At 71.8% G+C, this 16,299-nt stretch carries 17 protein-coding genes and 2 tRNA genes; 7 read left to right on the forward strand and 12 right to left on the reverse strand.

All coding sequences use genetic code 11. The features are described 5' to 3' along the window. The first annotated feature begins 2 nt into the window (after positions 1 to 2). Positions 3 to 1,997 (forward strand): Stk1 family PASTA domain-containing Ser/Thr kinase, encoded by a 1,995-nt coding sequence (gene pknB, locus B9S64_RS16105; protein ID WP_103492981.1) that lies wholly within the window; start codon positions 3 to 5, stop codon positions 1,995 to 1,997. Positions 1,998 to 2,145: 148 nt separating this feature from the next. Here pknB and B9S64_RS16110 read toward each other — a convergent pair whose 3' ends face one another. From B9S64_RS16110 to B9S64_RS16130, 5 genes are all read right to left on the reverse strand, one after another. After that, complete coding sequence (locus B9S64_RS16110) at positions 2,146 to 2,883, reverse strand: class E sortase (RefSeq protein ID WP_103492980.1); 738 nt, start codon at positions 2,881 to 2,883, stop codon at positions 2,146 to 2,148. Between the two features lie 36 nt (positions 2,884 to 2,919). Then, on the reverse strand, positions 2,920 to 4,428 hold the full coding sequence (locus B9S64_RS16115) for a class E sortase (RefSeq protein ID WP_109492062.1): 1,509 nt from the start codon (positions 4,426 to 4,428) through the stop codon (positions 2,920 to 2,922). After that, complete coding sequence (locus tag B9S64_RS16120) at positions 4,425 to 5,063, reverse strand: aminodeoxychorismate/anthranilate synthase component II (RefSeq protein ID WP_103489941.1); 639 nt, start codon at positions 5,061 to 5,063, stop codon at positions 4,425 to 4,427. The genes B9S64_RS16115 and B9S64_RS16120 overlap by 4 nt, the downstream gene beginning before the upstream one ends. Further along, positions 5,060 to 5,245 (reverse strand): hypothetical protein, encoded by a 186-nt coding sequence (locus B9S64_RS16125; protein WP_093531589.1) that lies wholly within the window; start codon positions 5,243 to 5,245, stop codon positions 5,060 to 5,062. The genes B9S64_RS16120 and B9S64_RS16125 overlap by 4 nt, the downstream gene beginning before the upstream one ends. A gap of 67 nt (positions 5,246 to 5,312) precedes the next feature. Continuing rightward, entirely contained in the window at positions 5,313 to 6,080 is a 768-nt protein-coding gene (locus tag B9S64_RS16130; protein WP_181012198.1) for a DUF881 domain-containing protein, read from the reverse strand. Positions 6,081 to 6,216: 136 nt separating this feature from the next. Here B9S64_RS16130 and crgA point away from each other — a divergent pair, with 136 nt between their 5' ends. After that, the gene (gene crgA / locus B9S64_RS16135) at positions 6,217 to 6,471 is read left to right on the forward strand and encodes a cell division protein CrgA (protein ID WP_028441650.1); all 255 of its coding nucleotides are present in this window, start codon (positions 6,217 to 6,219) and stop codon (positions 6,469 to 6,471) included. A 261-nt stretch (positions 6,472 to 6,732) separates the two neighbouring features. On the opposite strand, the gene B9S64_RS16140 is transcribed toward crgA, so the two are convergent. Together B9S64_RS16140 and B9S64_RS16145 are read right to left on the reverse strand one after the other, a co-directional pair. After that, positions 6,733 to 7,632, reverse strand: coding sequence for a rhomboid family intramembrane serine protease (locus B9S64_RS16140; RefSeq protein WP_103489938.1), 900 nt, complete (start codon positions 7,630 to 7,632; stop codon positions 6,733 to 6,735). A 202-nt stretch (positions 7,633 to 7,834) separates the two neighbouring features. After that, the gene (locus B9S64_RS16145) at positions 7,835 to 8,362 is read right to left on the reverse strand and encodes a peptidylprolyl isomerase (RefSeq protein ID WP_103489936.1); all 528 of its coding nucleotides are present in this window, start codon (positions 8,360 to 8,362) and stop codon (positions 7,835 to 7,837) included. 381 nt (positions 8,363 to 8,743) lie between these two features. Between B9S64_RS16145 and B9S64_RS16150 the strand changes: the two genes are divergently transcribed. Beyond that, positions 8,744 to 9,469 carry a DUF5324 family protein gene (locus B9S64_RS16150; protein WP_103489942.1) on the forward strand — a complete coding sequence of 242 codons (726 nt, stop codon included), beginning with the start codon at positions 8,744 to 8,746 and terminating at the stop codon, positions 9,467 to 9,469. A 69-nt stretch (positions 9,470 to 9,538) separates the two neighbouring features. Here B9S64_RS16150 and B9S64_RS16155 read toward each other — a convergent pair. Continuing rightward, positions 9,539 to 9,611 (reverse strand) — tRNA-Ala (locus B9S64_RS16155). A gap of 173 nt (positions 9,612 to 9,784) precedes the next feature. On the opposite strand from B9S64_RS16155, the gene B9S64_RS16160 reads away from it, so the two are divergent. Together B9S64_RS16160 and B9S64_RS16165 are read left to right on the forward strand one after the other, a co-directional pair. After that, the gene (locus B9S64_RS16160; protein WP_103489934.1) at positions 9,785 to 10,333 is read left to right on the forward strand and encodes a DNA-binding protein; all 549 of its coding nucleotides are present in this window, start codon (positions 9,785 to 9,787) and stop codon (positions 10,331 to 10,333) included. A gap of 107 nt (positions 10,334 to 10,440) precedes the next feature. Beyond that, positions 10,441 to 11,802 carry a serine/threonine-protein kinase gene (locus tag B9S64_RS16165; RefSeq protein WP_103489933.1) on the forward strand — a complete coding sequence of 454 codons (1,362 nt, stop codon included), beginning with the start codon at positions 10,441 to 10,443 and terminating at the stop codon, positions 11,800 to 11,802. Positions 11,803 to 11,818: 16 nt separating this feature from the next. Here the strand turns inward: B9S64_RS16165 and B9S64_RS16170 are convergent, their stop codons facing one another. Together B9S64_RS16170 and B9S64_RS16180 are read right to left on the reverse strand one after the other, a co-directional pair. Further along, a complete protein-coding gene (locus B9S64_RS16170; protein WP_103489932.1) occupies positions 11,819 to 13,162 on the reverse strand; it encodes a hypothetical protein in 1,344 nt (447 codons plus the stop codon). 290 nt (positions 13,163 to 13,452) lie between these two features. Continuing rightward, positions 13,453 to 13,587, reverse strand: a complete 135-nt coding sequence (locus tag B9S64_RS16180) for a DLW-39 family protein (protein ID WP_003958712.1) — start codon at positions 13,585 to 13,587, stop codon at positions 13,453 to 13,455. 284 nt (positions 13,588 to 13,871) lie between these two features. Here B9S64_RS16180 and B9S64_RS16185 point away from each other — a divergent pair, with 284 nt between their 5' ends. Together B9S64_RS16185 and B9S64_RS16190 are read left to right on the forward strand one after the other, a co-directional pair. Then, on the forward strand, positions 13,872 to 14,237 hold the full coding sequence (locus B9S64_RS16185; RefSeq protein ID WP_028441657.1) for a DUF6344 domain-containing protein: 366 nt from the start codon (positions 13,872 to 13,874) through the stop codon (positions 14,235 to 14,237). A gap of 218 nt (positions 14,238 to 14,455) precedes the next feature. Next, a complete protein-coding gene (locus B9S64_RS16190) occupies positions 14,456 to 14,857 on the forward strand; it encodes a DUF732 domain-containing protein (RefSeq protein WP_103489930.1) in 402 nt (133 codons plus the stop codon). Positions 14,858 to 15,084: 227 nt separating this feature from the next. Here the strand turns inward: B9S64_RS16190 and B9S64_RS16195 are convergent, their stop codons facing one another. Together B9S64_RS16195 and B9S64_RS16200 are read right to left on the reverse strand one after the other, a co-directional pair. After that, positions 15,085 to 16,065 carry a hypothetical protein gene (locus B9S64_RS16195; RefSeq protein WP_181012125.1) on the reverse strand — a complete coding sequence of 327 codons (981 nt, stop codon included), beginning with the start codon at positions 16,063 to 16,065 and terminating at the stop codon, positions 15,085 to 15,087. A gap of 132 nt (positions 16,066 to 16,197) precedes the next feature. Continuing rightward, positions 16,198 to 16,271, reverse strand: a tRNA-Ile gene (locus B9S64_RS16200). Positions 16,272 to 16,299: the final 28 nt, after the last annotated feature.

Genomic DNA, 16,299 nt, shown 5'->3' on the forward strand with positions numbered 1-16,299 from the left:
TTATGGAAGAGCCGCGTCGCCTCGGCGGCCGGTACGAGCTGGGCTCGGTGCTCGGCCGTGGTGGCATGGCCGAGGTCTACCTCGCGCACGACACCCGGCTCGGCCGCACCGTCGCCGTGAAGACGCTGCGGGCCGATCTCGCCCGTGACCCGTCCTTCCAGGCCCGGTTCCGCCGGGAGGCCCAGTCCGCCGCCTCGCTCAACCACCCGGCGATCGTCGCCGTCTACGACACCGGCGAGGACTACGTCGACGGGGTGTCCATCCCGTACATCGTCATGGAGTACGTCGACGGCTCCACGCTCAGAGAGCTGCTGCACTCCGGACGCCGTCTGCTGCCCGAGCGGACCCTGGAGATGACGGTCGGGATCCTCCAGGCGCTGGAGTACTCGCACCGCGCCGGGATCGTCCACCGCGACATCAAGCCGGCGAACGTCATGCTGACGCGCACCGGCCAGGTCAAGGTCATGGACTTCGGCATCGCCCGCGCCATGGGCGACTCCGGCATGACGATGACCCAGACCGCGGCCGTCATAGGAACCGCCCAGTACCTCTCGCCGGAACAGGCCAAGGGCGAGCAGGTCGACGCGCGCTCCGACCTGTACTCCACCGGCTGTCTGCTGTACGAACTCCTCGCGGTGCGGCCCCCGTTCGTCGGGGACTCACCCGTGGCGGTCGCCTACCAGCACGTGCGCGAGGAGCCTCAGCCGCCGAGCACCTTCGACCCCGAGATCACGCCCGCGATGGACGCGATCGTGCTGAAGGCGCTCACCAAGGACCCCGACTACCGCTACCAGTCGGCCGACGAGATGCGCGCCGACATCGAGGCCTGCCTCGACGGCCAGCCGGTCGCCGCCGCGGCGGGGATGGGCGCGGGCTACGGCGGTTACGACGGGTACGGCAACGACCAGCCCACCGCGGCCATGCACCCGGCGGACGCGGGCGGCGCCCCGACCTCCATGCTGCCCCCGGTCAACCCGGACGACGGCGGGTACGGCTACGACGACCGCGCGGGCCGCCGGCGCCAGCAGAAGAAGAGCAACACCTCGACGATCCTGCTGATCGCCGCCGGCGTCCTCGTCCTCGTCGGCGCCGTCCTGATCGGCCGCACCGTCTTCGGCGGCGGCAACAACGACGGGGACGGCATCGCCGCGCCGAGACTGGTCGGCACCACGGTCGAGAAGGCGAAGGCCCTCGCGCTCAACACCGGGGTGGAGCTGAAGGTCGGCTCGGAGGAACCGTGCGAGGACCAGCCCAAGGGCAAGATCTGCAGCCAGGACCCCGCCGTGGACGCCTCGATGAAGAAGGGCGAGACCGTCACCGTCGTCGTCTCCACCGGCGCGCCCAAGGTCGAGGTCCCGGACGTCCTGGAGAAGTCCGAGGCCAGCGCGCGGAAGATCCTGGAGGAGAAGGGCTTCTCGGTCAAGGTCGAATCGGTCGAGTCGGAGAGCACCCCCGACTCGGTCATCAAGCAGAGTCCGGAACCCGGTGACAAGGCCGAGAAGGAGTCCGAGGTCACCCTCACCGTGGCCAAGGAGAAGCTCCTGGACCTGCCGGTGCTCAACCGTTCGTACGACGAGGCGGTGTCCCAGCTCAACGGCATCGGTTTCAGCAACATCTCGTCGCAGGAAGTCGACTCGGAACAGCCGGCGGGCACGGTCGTGGGCCAGACTCCCGAGGGCCCGAGCAAGCAGGCCAAGGACGTCCAGATCGTCCTGAAGGTCTCCAAGGGGCCCGCGGAGCCGGAGCAGGTGACCATCCCCGGGGACCTCACCGGCAAGAGCTACCAGGACGCGAAGTCCCAGCTCGAAGGCATGGGTCTGGTGGTCGCCCTGGCCCCCAACTCGTCGGACAAGCCGAACGCCATGGTGGTGCGGTCCGACCCGGGCGGGAACAGCCAGATCGCCAAGGGCGAGACGGTCACCCTCACCACCATCGGCGGCGGGGGAGACCAGGGAGGCGCCAACTTCATCGGCGGCCTGTCCGGGCGGTCGCACTAGCCCCGCCCCGTCACACACGCGGGAGGGCCCCGGCCACCACCTCGGTGACCGGGGCCCTCCCACGTCCGGCGTCCGGCTCTTCCGGCGGCGCCGGGGCCGTCGCGTTCCGGGGCCCTTACGGCGGCGGGCCCCGGGGTGCCTCGACGCCCTAGCGCAGCTCCGCCGGCTTCGTGCGGTCGCTGTCCACCTTCTCCGTGCGGACCAGCTCGCCCCAGACGATGTAGCGGTACTTCGACGTGTAGACCGGCGTGCACGTGGTCAGCGTGATGTAGCGGCCCGGCTTCTTCACCCCGGACTCCTTCGGCACCGGCGCGATCGCGTCCACGTTGTACTTGGAGGTCTCCGGCAGCTCCGCGTAGACCTTGTAGACGTACCAGGTGTCCTTGGTCTCGAAGACGATCGCGTCGCCCTTCTTGACCTTGTCGATGTTGTGGAACCTGGCGCCGTGCCCGTCGCGGTGCGCGGCGAGCGTGAAGTTGCCCTCCTCGGCCGAGGGCAGGGCCGACTTCACCGGATCCGTGTAGTAGCCGGCGATGCCGTTGTTGAGGGTCGCGGTGTCGGTGCCCTTCTTGACCAGCACCTCGCCGTTCTTCATGGCGGGCACGTGCAGGAAGCCGATGCCGTCCTTGGTGTCCAGCTCACCGGGGCCCCGGCCCTCCGCCCAGTGGTCGCGGACGGTGTCGCCCTGCTTGCCGGCCTCGCGGTCGGCGAGCACGTTGGTCCACCACAGCGAGTAGACGACGAAGAGGCCGAGCACCAGGCCCGCGGTGATCAGCAGTTCACCGAAGAGGCTGACCGCCGCCGCGACGGGGTGGCGGCGTACGCGCCGCACCGGGGGCGCCGGTACCTCGGCACGCTCTTCCTGCTCGGTCGTCCTCGCTGCCACCGCACCCGCCCCTGTCGTGATGTCGCCCGGTCCGCTTCAGCCGACGAGCGCGTCGGGCTTCCCCTTGTCGCGCGGCCGTTCGTCGACCATCTTGCCCCACACGATCATTCGGTACGTACTCGTGAATTCCGGCGTACACGTCGTCAGGGTGATGTACCTGCCCGGAGCGGTGAACCCGGAACCTTCCGGTACTTCCTTGATCACCGAGATGTTGGACGGCGCCGTCTGGGGAAGGATGCTGGTCATCTCGTACGTGTAGTACGCGTCCTGGGTCTCGACCACGATGGGGTCGCCGGGCTTCAGCTTGTTGATGTAACGGAACGGCTCGCCGTGGGTGTTGCGGTGGCCGGCCACCGCGAAGTTGCCCTCCTCCGCGGAAGGCATCGCGGTCTTGAGCGTGCCCTCGGCGTAGTGCCCCACCATGCCGCGGTCGAGGACCTTCTCCTTGTCGATGCCCTCGGCGATCGGCGCGACGACGTCCAGCTTCGGGATGTGCATGATGGCGAACCCCTGGCCGGGCTCGAAGGCACCCGGCGTACGCGACCCCTTCGCCCACTCGTCCTGGATCTTGTGGGTCTCCCGGCCGGCGATCTGGTCGGCGCGGACGTTGGTCCACCACAACTGGTAGGTGACGAACAGCAGCATCAGCACGCCGAAGGTGATGAACACCTCTCCGGCCACCCGGCTGGCCACGACGGCCGGGCTGTCCTTGGCGGCGCGCGCCGCCCGCCGCGCCTCCAGGCGTGACATCGGCACCGGCGGCTTCCCGGCGGGCTCCCGCACGGCGGGGCGGGGTTCCGGCCGTCGCCGCCCACGCCCCTTCGCCGCCCGCCTGCGCTCGGCCCGGCCTCCGGTCGGCACGGCCTCCGGCACGGGAGCGTCGGCCGGGGAGCCGGGGTCACCGTCGCCGTCCGCGTCCCGGGGGCCGGCGGGGCGCGGGTCCACGGTCTCGTCGGGGACGGCGGGCACCACGGGCCGCCGCGCCTCGAACGGCTCGGAGCCGGGGACGATCACCGGCATCCGGGCGGTCACCGGGTCGGTCCGGGGCGCCGCGGCCGGCCGGTCGGCCCGGTGGCCCCGAGAAGGCCGCTCCGGCAGCGGAGGGGCCTGCCGGGCCTCCGGAACCTGCGGGGCCTGAGGGGTCTCGGGGGTCTCGCGCGGCTGGTGTGGTGGGTGGACGTCAGGTGCCCGATACGCCTGGTGGGGCTCGCGGGCGTGAGGAATGGCCTGAGAAGCGGCCCCAGGGGCCGATTCCGGCCCCTGCGGGCCGTACCAGTCCCGCTGGTACCCCTCGGGGTCGTACCACTCGCCAGCGGCCTCCAGCGGGTTCGCGGCCGCCGGCGGACCCTGCGGCGGCGCGGCGGGCCCGCCCTCCGGGGTGTCCTCCGCCCGGAACCAGGGCGGGGTGTGCTGCCCCGGGAGGGGGTCGTTCAGCGGGTCCGCGAGCTGGTCGACCGCCGCCTCGAACGTGCCGTCGGCCCCGTACGGCCCCCGCGCGTACGGGTCCTGGTGACCGGCGTCGGGTCCGGGGCGGGCCGGGGTCACGCGAGGGCCTTGCCCACCACCGGGGCCAGTCCCGCCGACCTGGCGACGGCCCCGGAGTCCCCGCAGCGCGCGAGCCAGTTGGCGAGCATCAGGTGGCCGTGCTCCGTGAGCACCGACTCCGGGTGGAACTGCACACCCTCCACCGGCAGTTCGCGGTGGCGCAGCCCCATGACGATGCCGTCGGCCGTACGGGCCGTGACCTCCAGCACCTCGGGCACGGTCGCCGGTTCGGCGGCCAGCGAGTGGTAGCGCGTCGCGGTGAACGGGGACGGCAGCCCGGCGAACACGCCCTCGCCCTCGTGGAAGACGGGGGAGGTCTTGCCGTGCAGCAGCTCCGGGGCCCGGCCCACCACTCCGCCGTACGCCACGGCCATCGACTGCATGCCCAGGCAGACCCCGAAGACCGGCACCCCGGCACCCGCGCAGTGGTGCACCATCTCGACGCAGACACCCGCCTGCTCCGGCGTACCGGGGCCGGGCGAGAGCAGGACGCCGTCGAACCCGTCCTCGGCGTGCGCGGTGGTCACCTCGTCGTTCCGCGTCACCTCGCACTCGGCGCCGAGCTGGTAGAGGTACTGGACGAGGTTGAAGACGAAGCTGTCGTAGTTGTCGACGACGAGGATGCGCGCGCTCACCGGGCGGCCCCCGCTCCGGCGCCCTGGCCGTCCACCGTCACGTCGCCGAACGGCAGCAGCGGCTCCGCCCAGGGGAAGACGTACTGGAACAGGGCGTAGACGACGGCCAGGACCAGGACGAGTGAGATCAGCCCGCGAACCCACACGTTGCCCGGAAGATGCCGCCAGATCCAGCCGTACATGCTGTCCCCTCCATTCGGTACGGCACCAGACTAAAGGGCCGGGGTGCGGGAGCGGGACGGATACGGGCTACTCCACAGGCCGCGCGTAGTGGAGGTCGACCGTGCCGGAGTAGCCGGGGAGGGTGGTCCTGTCCTTCTCCTCGACCTTCCAGCCGAGCCCGTAGGCCTTCACGTACAGCTGGTAGTTCTGGATGGACGGGGAGTCGTCGAGGGCGCGCCGGAGCGCACCCTGGTCGCCGACCGCGGTGATCCGGTACGGGGGTGAGTAGACCCGGCCCTGGAGGATCAGCGTGTTGCCGACGCACCGCACCGCGCTGGTGGAGATCAGCCGCTGGTCCATCACCTGGACGCCCCGGGCCCCGCCCTCCCAGAGCGCGTTGACGACGGCCTGGAGGTCCTGCTGGTGGATGACCAGGTCGTTCGGCTGCGGTTCGGGGTAGCCGGGGTTGGCGGTGGCGTCCGGCGGGGCGTCGTCCAGGGTGACGGTCAGCGCCGCCCCCGTGAGCTTGGTCGTGCCCGCCGCCTTCTCCAGCGCGTCGAGCTTCGCGTCCTCCGCCTCGGTGCTTCCGTCGTCGCGCCGGGCGAGGGCGTCGATGTCCGCCCGCACGGCGGCGGTCGAGGCGTCGAGCTCGGCGTTGTTCTCGCTGCGCTGCTGGATGAGGTCGGAGAGCTTCAGCAACGAGGAGTCGGTGCGGATGTCCGTCCCTTTCGCCGTGTTCGCACTAGTGACGAAGATCAGTCCGGCAAGGGCGAAAACGGCGGCCGTGAGCGTTTGGACCGGCCACCGGGACATGCGCCGGGCCGGGCCTTGAGGAGAGTCGGCGGAATTGCTCAACGTACCCTTATCTCCTTAGGCGCCACGGAAGCACTACGCTAACGGACGCCCCGGGGAGGCAGCATTCCCCCTCGCGCCCCGGCGCCAGCCACAGATCCCTGCGCGGTCACGCAGCGCATCGACAGGAGAGTCCCTCGTGCCGAAGTCACGTATCCGCAAGAAGGCCGACTTCACGCCCCCTCCGGCGAAGCAGTCGACCAACATAAAGCTGACCAATCGCAGTTGGGTGGCGCCGGTGATGCTGGCGCTCTTCCTGATCGGACTGGCCTGGATCGTGGTCTTCTACGTGACCGAGGGCGACATGCCGGTCGGCGCGCTGGGCAACTGGAACATCGTCGTGGGCTTCGGCTTCATCGCCGGCGGCTTCGGTGTCTCCACGCAGTGGAAGTAGTCGCCCCGCCCCTGCCCTGAAGTTACCCACAGAGTTATCCACAGGCGGGGGAAAAGGTCAGACGATCTGTGGATAACTTCCGCCCGGGTTGACGCCGATGTGACCGCACACCGCGCACTCTCTCGCACACCGGGCCGATACGCCCCTTGTCCTGCCTGGAAAAACCCAGCTCAGCGACAAGGGGCACATCTGTTCCCCACGTCATGCACAAGATCCGACACACTCTGTGGACAACTCTGATCAATGAGCGACCGATTCCGCTCAGATGAGGACAGAGGTACGAACGAGGACGGTCGCCACGACCGCCAGCAGCACCAGGGCGAAGGCGCCGAACTGCACGGCGTTCCGGTGGGCCCGGGGCGCGTGCACCAGGGCGACCGCCAGCACCGCACCGGCGAACAGGCCCCCCAGGTGCGCCTGCCAGGCGATCGAACCCCAGGGGTTGAAGGTGAAGATCAGGTTCACCACGAGCAGCACGATCACCGGCCGCATGTCGTAGTTCAGCCTGCGCATCAGGACAGCCGTGGCACCCAGCAGCCCGAAGACCGCGCCGGAGGCACCGAGCGATCCCTGCGCGGGGTCGGAGACCGCGTAGGTCAGCGCGCTGCCCGCGAGGCCCGAGACCAGGTAGAGCGCGAGGTACCGCACCCGGCCCAGGGCGGCTTCCAGGGGCCCGCCCAGCCACCACAGGCCCAGCATGTTGAACGCGATGTGCCACACCTCCTGGTGCAGGAACATCGCCGTGAACAGGCGGTACCACTGCCCCTCGGCCACGCCCTCGATCCCCGCCGACGGGTCGCCCAGGTAGGCCCGGCCGAACAGCAGCAGCTGGTCGACGAGGGACGTGTCGGCCAGGACGGCGACGAAGACCGCGAGATTGACACCGAGGAGGATCTTGGTGATCAGCCGCGGATCGGCGGCGACACTGCCGCCCGCCAGGGTGCGGGGTCTGCTCGCGGCCGGGTGGTGCCCCGTGCCCGAGCCCGTACGCACGCACTCCGGGCACTGGAATCCGACCGAGGCGTCGATCATGCAGTCCGCGCAGATCGGCCGGTCGCACCGCACGCAGCGCACGCCCGTCTCCCGGCCCGGATGCCGATAACAGGTGGGCGGAGCGCCCGCAGCCGCGGCCCCGTCCTGGTCGTCCGGCTGCTGCTCCATCGGTCACGGCCCCTTCGGTCCTCGTCCCGGCGATCGTCGCGACGCACGCCCCGGGAGGGAGCACAGCCGTGCCCGCCCCCGTTCGTCCGTCGTGTAGCAGTACGGACGAACAGGGCGATTGGTTCCCGAACCGGCCCCGCCCTCGGGCCCCCGGTCCGTCCTCAGGCCGCCGGTCCGTCCTCGGCCCGCCGGCCCGCCGGTGTCAGCGGGTCTCGATCACGACCGAGTCGAGCACCACGTCCCGCAGCGGACGCTGGGTGCGCGGATTGGTGGGCACGGCCGCGATGGCGTCCACGACCCGGCGGGCCGCCTCGGTCGTCACCTGGCCGAAGATGGTGTGCTTCCCGGTCAGCCAGGCCGTGGGGGACACGGTCACGAAGAACTGCGAACCGTTGGTGCCGGGCCCCGCGTTGGCCATCGCGAGCAGATACGGCCGCGTGAAGTCGAGGTCCGGGTGGAACTCGTCGGGGAACTCGTAGCCGGGGCCGCCCGTGCCGTTGCCCAGCGGATCCCCGCCCTGGATCATGAAGTCGCCGATGACCCGGTGGAAGACGGTGCCGTCGTAGAGCCGGTCCGTGGACCTCGTCCCGGTCGCCGGGTCGGTCCACTCCCGGCCTCCGGTGGCGAGCTCGACGAAGTTCCTGACCGTCCTGGGCGCGTGGTCCGGCAGGAGCCGGACCACGATGTCGCCCTGGCTGGTCCTCAAAGTGGCGTGAAGCTGCTCGGCCACGGCCCGCCTTCCGTACGTCTGCGCTGCGTCGACCGATCCTCGCACGCGCGGCGCCCGGCACCGCCCGCCTCGGCCGCCGCCCCTCCTTCCCCACGGCGCTCACGGACACACGGCCGGAACCGGACCCGCGGCACCCCCGGCACCGGCGCCCCCGGGCACGCGCGCCCGCACGACACGTACGGCCAAGTGCGCGCCCCGTCGGCGCGCACCGGCGCCCGCCGTGGCATGGTCGTCGGGACGCTCCCCTCGCACCCTCTTGACCGGGCCGTGCCGACCTTGACCCGGATGCCCGCCTCACCTGGCGCCCCGGGCCTCGGCGGGCATGATTTCGACATGGGTGGACAGGCGGAGTACCTACCCGCCACCAAGGAGGAGGATCTCGTGACCCGCATCGACAGCGTGCGCGCCGCTACCTACTCGGCGAAGGACAGCGCGCAGCACGCCGCGGACGTGGTGGCGCCCTACGCCGACACGGCCAAGGAGCAGGCCGCCCGCTACGCCCAGGAGGCCCGCGCCCGGCTCGCGCCCAAGGTGTCGAAGGCAGCCGCGCAAGCCCGTGTCCAGTACGACGCGCGCCTCGCCCCACGTATCGAACAGGCGCTGACCCATGTACCGCCCAAGGTCGACGAGGCGGCACAGCGCGCCGCGGCACGCACCCGCCAGGCGGCCCGGAGCGCCGCCGACTACACGGTGCCGCGCGTCGAGTCGGCGGTGGCGGCGAGCCGGCCCGTGGCCGAGGAGGCGACCGCCCGCAGCACGGCCGCGCTGGCCGCGCTGCGCGGCCAGGTGACGGCCAAGGAGATCCACAAGATCGTCCGCAGGCACGAGCGGCGTGCCCGGTGCGGCCGGTTCGCCAAGGGCGCCCTCCTGCTGGGCGTGCTGGCCGGTGGCGCGTTCGCCGCCTGGAAGTGGTGGGACAAGCAGGCCAACCCCGACTGGCTGGTCGAGCCCCCGGCGCCCACCGAGGTCTCCGAGAGCCGCGCCCCGCTCAGCTCGGTGGACGGCAGCGGGACGACGCCGGCCGCCCACGAGGCCCGGACCGGACGGGCCGGGGCCGACGCCGGCGAAGGCTCCCCGGACGGCGTCGACCGGGACGAGCGCTCCTGACCCGGCCGACGGGCACACACGAAGACGCCCTCCGAACTGCGTTTCAGCAGTTCGGAGGGCGTTTCTCTGTGGAGCCTAGGAGATTCGAACTCCTGACATCTGCCTTGCAAAGGCAGCGCTCTACCAACTGAGCTAAGGCCCCGGGGAAAGACCGACGGCACCGGACACCCGCGTGCCACGACGTCTGTCGCAGAACAGAGTACCGGGTCACCCCCTGGATCCTGCAAAAGCATGGGGGCTCCCCGTCCACAACCACTCTCCGTAAGATGCACGACGAGCTTCGCGGCAGCGAAGCCATGCGAAGGGGAGACGCACATGGACGCAGCGCAGCAAGAGGCGACGGCGAGAGCCCGGGAGCTCCAGCGCAGCTGGTACGGGGAGCCGTTGGGGGCGCTCTTCCGCAGGCTCATAGACGACCTGGGCCTCAACCAGGCCCGCCTCGCCGCGGTGCTCGGGCTGTCCGCCCCGATGCTCTCCCAGCTGATGAGCGGCCAGCGGGCCAAGATCGGCAACCCCGCGGTCGTCCAGCGCGTCCAGGCGCTCCAGGAGCTCGCCGGCCAGGTGGCGGACGGCAGCACCAGCGCCGGGGAGGCCGCCGAACGCATGGAGGAGATCAAGAAGTCCCAGGGCGGTTCGGTCCTCACCGGCTCCGGGCAGGCCACCACCGGCGGCGGGGCGCCCACCGTCCGGCGCGTGGTCCGGGAGATCCAGTCCCTCCTCCGGTCGGTCGCCGCGGCGGGCGACATCATCGAGGCCGCGGACTCCCTCGCCCCGACCCACCCCGAACTGGCAGAGTTCCTCCGGGTGTACGGAGCGGGGCGCACCGCCGACGCGGTCGCGCACTACGAGGGCAACCAGAGCTGAGAAGGCCCTGAGACCGTCGGCGCGGGGTTCTGTCACGACAGGGCCCTTCGCGGTATCCCGACGGCCGGGGACGGGGCGGGACATGGACGGGGAGCGGGCACAGCGCAATGGGTGAGGTCTTCGCCGGTCGGTACGAACTGATCGATCCGATCGGACGCGGGGGAGCCGGTGCCGTCTGGCGCGCCTGGGACCACCGGCGCCGCAGGTACGTGGCGGCCAAGGTCCTCCTGCAGAGCGACGCGCACACCCTGCTGCGCTTCGTCCGCGAGCAGGCCCTGCGGATCGAGCATCCACACGTCCTGGCCCCCGCCAGCTGGGCCGCCGACGACGACAAGGTCCTGTTCACGATGGACGTCGTCAGCGGGGGCTCGCTGGCCCACCTCGTCGGCGACTACGGGGCGCTCCCGCCGCGTTTCGTCTGCCTGTTGCTCGACCAGTTGCTGTCCGGCCTGTCCACCGTGCACGCCGAGGGTGTGGTGCACCGCGACATCAAGCCGGCCAACATCCTGCTGGAGGCCACCGGGACCGGCCGGCCGCACCTGCGCCTCTCCGACTTCGGTATCTCGATGCGCAAGGGCGAGCCGAGGCTGACCGAGACCAACTACGTGGTGGGCACGCCGGGTTACTTCGCGCCCGAGCAGATGATGGGAGCCGAACCCGACTTCCCCGCCGACCTGTTCGCGGTCGGCCTGGTCGCGCTCTACCTGCTCCAGGGCAAGAAACCCGACGCCCAGGCGCTCATCGAGCACTTCGCCGCGCACGGGACCTCCGGTGCGCCCCAGGGAATGCCGGAGCCCCTGTGGCAGGTCCTCGCGGGGCTGCTCCAGCCGGACCCCCACGCCCGTTTCCGTACGGCCACCGGAGCGCGCAAGGCGCTCGCCGCCGCGGTGGAGATGCTGCCGGAGCCCGGCCCGGACGACGAACCGGTGGAGGTCTTCGACCAGATCGGGCCGCTGCCGGCCGGATTCGGGCCCGACGGCCCCGTGAGCGCCCCCCGGACGTCCGTACCGAGCGCGCCCGGTGACGCGTCCGCCGCGACCGCCGGCCTGGTGTCACAGCAGCCCCACGGGGCCGGCGGCCGGCCGGAGGGCACGGCGCCGCCCGTCTCCATGTCCGAGACGGGCAGCTTCCACCTCGCACCGCCCCCGCCGCGGCCCGCGCCCCTTCCCGGCCACGCGCAGCCGCACACCCCGGCCCCCGTCCCCTCCTTCGCGGCACCGGACCACGCCGTCGCGCCGGGACCCGCCCCGGCCTCCCCGGCCCCGGCTCCCCCCGGTACGGCCTCCACCCACGCCTACACCGACCCGTACCCGCCGGCCGCCGCCCCGCCCCAGGCCCCGCACGCCGTGACGGCGCCCCAGGCGGCACCCCGGAGGAGGCCGGGACCGCCCCGTGCCGTGGCGGTCCCGGTCCTGGTCGTGGCTCTGATCTGTTTCGCGGTGGGCATCTGGGCGCTGACCCAGACCTGACCGGTCCGGACGGCGCCTACCGGGCCTGGGGCGACCGGCCGTCGTACGGCGGCCGCCCGTCCGCTCCCGGAGGCGTCGGACCGGCGACGGCCCGGCGCCTGGCCAGCAGCGTCCACACCCCCAGCCCGAGGACCAGCACGGAGCCCGCGCCGATCCCCCCGGCGGCCACCATCGTCATCCTGCCGCTCTTCTCGGCCTCCGGGGCGCTCTGCCCGGTCCTGGCCATGTCCCGGTCGGCGCCGCTGACCCCGAAGATCCCCGCGTCCCCCGCGTAGGGACTCGGAAGGGCCTTGCCCCGGACGGTGATCCGCAGCGTCAGCCCGATGGGGGTGTCCCCGTAGTGCTCGGCGACCGCGGGGTCGAGCGTCACCGACAGGTAGTACCAGCCGGCGAACCGCATGGCGGAGACGGCCGAAGCGGCGTCGTAGCGGTTCTGGTACGCCACCGGGGGCAGCGGGTCCAGGGCCACCGAGGCCGGCTTCCCGGAGTACGACGTGGTGGCCCCGCCGACGTGCCCGAGAGCCGGGTTGTCGAGCGCGACCGACAGCGCGTTGCCGTGGTACTCGGTGGACTGGTTGTTGTTGCTCAGCCCGGCCGTCGCGAAGATCTGCTGGCCCCAGTCCACCGGCACCCGGTAGAAGCGGGTCTGCCCCGGGGCGACGGTGTCCGCCCACTCGCCGGTCTCCAGGCTGGTCGCCTCGTAGAAGCCGCTGCCCCCGGACCGCTTCTGCCGGCCGGTGGGCGGGGTCGGCGAGGCCGAGGGCCACGTCTCCGGAGCCTCGGTCGGCAGCGCGTCGCCGGACTTCAGGCCCGGCTCCGTGACGTACCGCAGTTCCAGGTCCCATTCCACGGGGGACGAGGTCGCCTTGGACTGCCGCTCGATCAGGACGTTGTACGCGCCGGCGGCGGCACAGGGACCGGTGTCGTCCTTCTCCACCGTCCGGTACGCGTACGCGGCCACGGGGCGCGGGAACTCCGCCGACTTGAAGAGCCCGTCCCCGGAACCGCACCGGCTGTCGTCGAGGTCGCGGATGCTGACGGTGATGCCGTCGCCGTACGCGACCTGTCCGGCGCCCCTCGGCACGGCGACCGCGGAGACGTAGGCATCGGTCCGGTCGTCGAGGTCCACGCGGTAGTAGAGCTTCTCGCCCGGCTTGATCGAGCTCTTGTAGACCGACCCCGGCGTCAGCTCGGCCGCGTCGGCGTTGGTCTCCGTGCCGCGGACCGTCTTCGCCGCCGGATCGAAGGCGTACGCCCCGGGGCCGTCGGCCGCCTCCGCCTGCCCCGGCAGCACCGCCACCGCGCACACCGCCGCGACCGCCGCCGACCACACCCGGCCGCTGCTGCGCTGCCTGTTCACGCGCTTCCCCTCGTCGTCTGCGTACCCGACCGGCGACGGCCGCGTACGACGACGAGCCCCCCGGTCGGTGCGACCGCGGCGCCCGCTGCGCCGGCGGTCGCGCTGCCGGTCCATCCTGCCCCGGCCGTACCACCGCTGTCTGCGGCCCCGGCCGAAACGCCACTCCTGCCCCACCCTGGTCACGTGCCGAGGGGCCGAGAGCACGGCTGTCGCGGTCCCGCAACAGGAGCCGGACAGCACGAGGCCCCGGCCGCTGAGCGACCGGGGCCTCGGATCAGACTGTTCCCGTCTCACACACCCGAACCTGCGGGCACGGAGTCGGTCGCCTCCGTCCACAGATCCTGCTCGGCGCGATCCGCCTGGATCTGGCGGTACACGAGGAGCCCGCCGATGGCGGCCAGTGCGACCAGGAGAAGCTTCTTCACCGCGCGACCTCGTCTTTCCTTGACGTAAGGGACTTCTGCCGCCCGACTATACACACCGGCCGATACCGTTCGGTGACCTGCCCGGAAGCCTGTGACCGACCCGTATCAAGCGGTTCCGGGACGGCCCGGAAGCGGCCCCCGGACAGTTTTCCGGAGGCGGTTGCACCAGAAGAGTGGTGTTCATCGGAAGATCGGCGCAGCGCGGGCGTCGGTGCCCGGATTCGGGCCCCGGATCCACATCATCGGAAAGGTAAGCAAACCGGACCACCTGAAAGTGAGGGGCCATGAGCGCCTTCAAGGCCAAGAGCCTCTGGACCGCCTTCGTCACCGTCCTCTTCGCACTCCTCGCCTCGCTGGGCTTCGCCACCACCGCCCAGGCCACGGTCACGGAGCCCGCGGTCACGCCCCAGAAGCACACGGGTGCGGCCCCGGCAACCGTGACCACGCCCTCGGTGCGATGGACCCTTCCGCGTGACAGGGCGCTGCCGCCCACGATGAAGCAGCGTATCCGCGCCGAGGCGCACGGCTCCTCACCGGCCACCCGGCAGCTGTCCTCCACGGACTCCGCCGCCACCGCCCGCACGACGCACGGCGCCCTCACCGCCCTCGGCTCGTCCCCCGCCCGGGACTCGGCCCCACCGCCACCCTGAGCACGCCGTGGCGACACCGCGAGGCCCCTGGACCGGTTCACCCCGGCAGGGGCCTTCTTCATGCCCTCACACGCCCGCCGACGGGCTCCGCCCGGAGCGCACGGTCCGCGATGTGGACACAACACCCGTCCACAGCACGGGCCTTCGCGTTTTCCGCCCGCGGAGTTCATCGTTCCGCGATGCTGGTTCCTTCACCACGCCCGTCCTTGGGGGACTCCATGCGCACCCGCACCACCACGGCCGTCGTCGCGGCCGGTCTGCTCCTCGCCGCCCTCACCGCCTGCGGCACCGAGACCGCCGGGGCCGAGCCGGCCACCTCGCCCAGCCTCAGCGAGGAGGAGCTGACCGGCCTGCCCGACACCACACCGCAGCAGGAAGCCGCGTTCGTCGCGGCGCTCGACTCGATCGACAAGGACATCGCCCACGGCGACGCCGACAAGGCGGTCGGCCGAGGACGCAACCAGTGCCGCACCATCCACGACTGGCCGGACGACGAGGCGAAGCAGATCGACCAGGCCGCCCAGCGGTTCACCAGCCCGAAGCACCCCGACGCCCGCGCCCCCGAGACCGCGGGGAAGATCAACGCGGCGGCACACGCGCACCTCTGCCCCGCCTTCTGACGCGGGCCGCGCAGGCGACGGCCCCGACACCCGGAGCACGCCCCCCACCCGCTGCCGCCCCGCGCTCCGACGGCCGGGCCCACACGCCGGCCGGACCCACGCGGCCGGCGGCGGCGGGCGGGCAGCCACCCGGCACCTCCACGCCGAGCCGCCGCTCCCTCGCCGTCAGACGCGGGACGCCGGGCACAAGAGGTCCGGGGGCTCCGGCGCCCGCCCGCCGGGGCCGCTCACCGAGGCCGGTACATGTTCATCACGAGGTTCTCGTCGGTTCCCTCGTCCCCGGTGAACAACGCGTACGGATGGTCGTCCCCGTACGGAGGCCGCCGTCCCGCCTGCTCGGGACAGAAGTCCAGCAGGGACACCCCCAGGTCGATCTCCTCGGCGAACGGCTCCTTCAGCATCCTCAGCTCCTCCACCTCAAGGTGCAGGTCACATGCCGGGCAGTCGAAGACGAGGGGCGTCATCAGAACCGTGTCAGCCGTCTCGGAGACGTGCGTCTCGCCACCGAGCCATCCCCGCGACGAGCAGGCCGGACAGGTGGCGGGCTCGTCGTGCTCGATGTACCCGGGTGACGAGACGTTGGCGATCGCCGCCAGCACGAGCTCGCGGTCTTCCTCGCCGAAGTGCGCGTAACGGTCCGAGAAGACGTGCCGGGCCCTCGCGAGCTTCCCCTCCAGCCGCACCCGTGCCTCCGCGACCCGGATGTCGAGCAGCTTGTCGTGCAGCCCCTGGTACCGGCCCCAGAAGTCCCCGAGAGGCGGGAGTTCGGGAAGCAGCCTGTCGGCCAGCCGCAGACAGGTGGTGAAGACCGCGTTGACCTGGGACGCGTCGTGGAAGGCCGCGTGGGCGACTCCGTTACGGGCCTCCGCGACCGGCACCAGCTCCTGCCGGGAGACGGGCATGCTCCCCTTCAGGATCCCGGAGACCCGGACGTACGCCTCGACGAGGCCGATCGTCTTCGTCTGGCTTCGGGGCCCGGAGGCATGGACCCCGTGACCCGTCGCGTACAGCAGCGAGCTGAAGTCCCTGCCGTCCACGATCAGCGCCGGGTGGAGGGCGGCCAGATACGCCTTGAGGAGGTGTTCGGCCGCCACCCCCGCGTGATGGACCGCCATGTCCGAGACCAGGGGGCCGTCGGAGAAAGCCGTGAAGGCGGCGGCCATCCACTTCTGAGACGAGTACCAGAGCCGCTGGGCGTCCTTGTTCATGGTCGGGACAGTAGGGCCCCGGCCCCGCGCACGGGCTGTATTTTCCCCACCCGGGCGAACGGGCCCCGCACATGAAGAAGCCCGGTAGGTCCTGGGGACCTACCGGGCTTCTCACCTGGCGCTTCGCCACTGTGGGGCTAACAGGATTTGAACCTGTGGCCTCATCCTTATCAGGGATGCGCTCTAACCAACTGAGCTATAGCCCCGCCGCGCTGCTGCGCTGACTTCTGAAGA

Source organism: Streptomyces sp. SM18, assembly GCF_002910775.2.
GTDB classification, from domain to species: domain Bacteria; phylum Actinomycetota; class Actinomycetes; order Streptomycetales; family Streptomycetaceae; genus Streptomyces; species Streptomyces halstedii.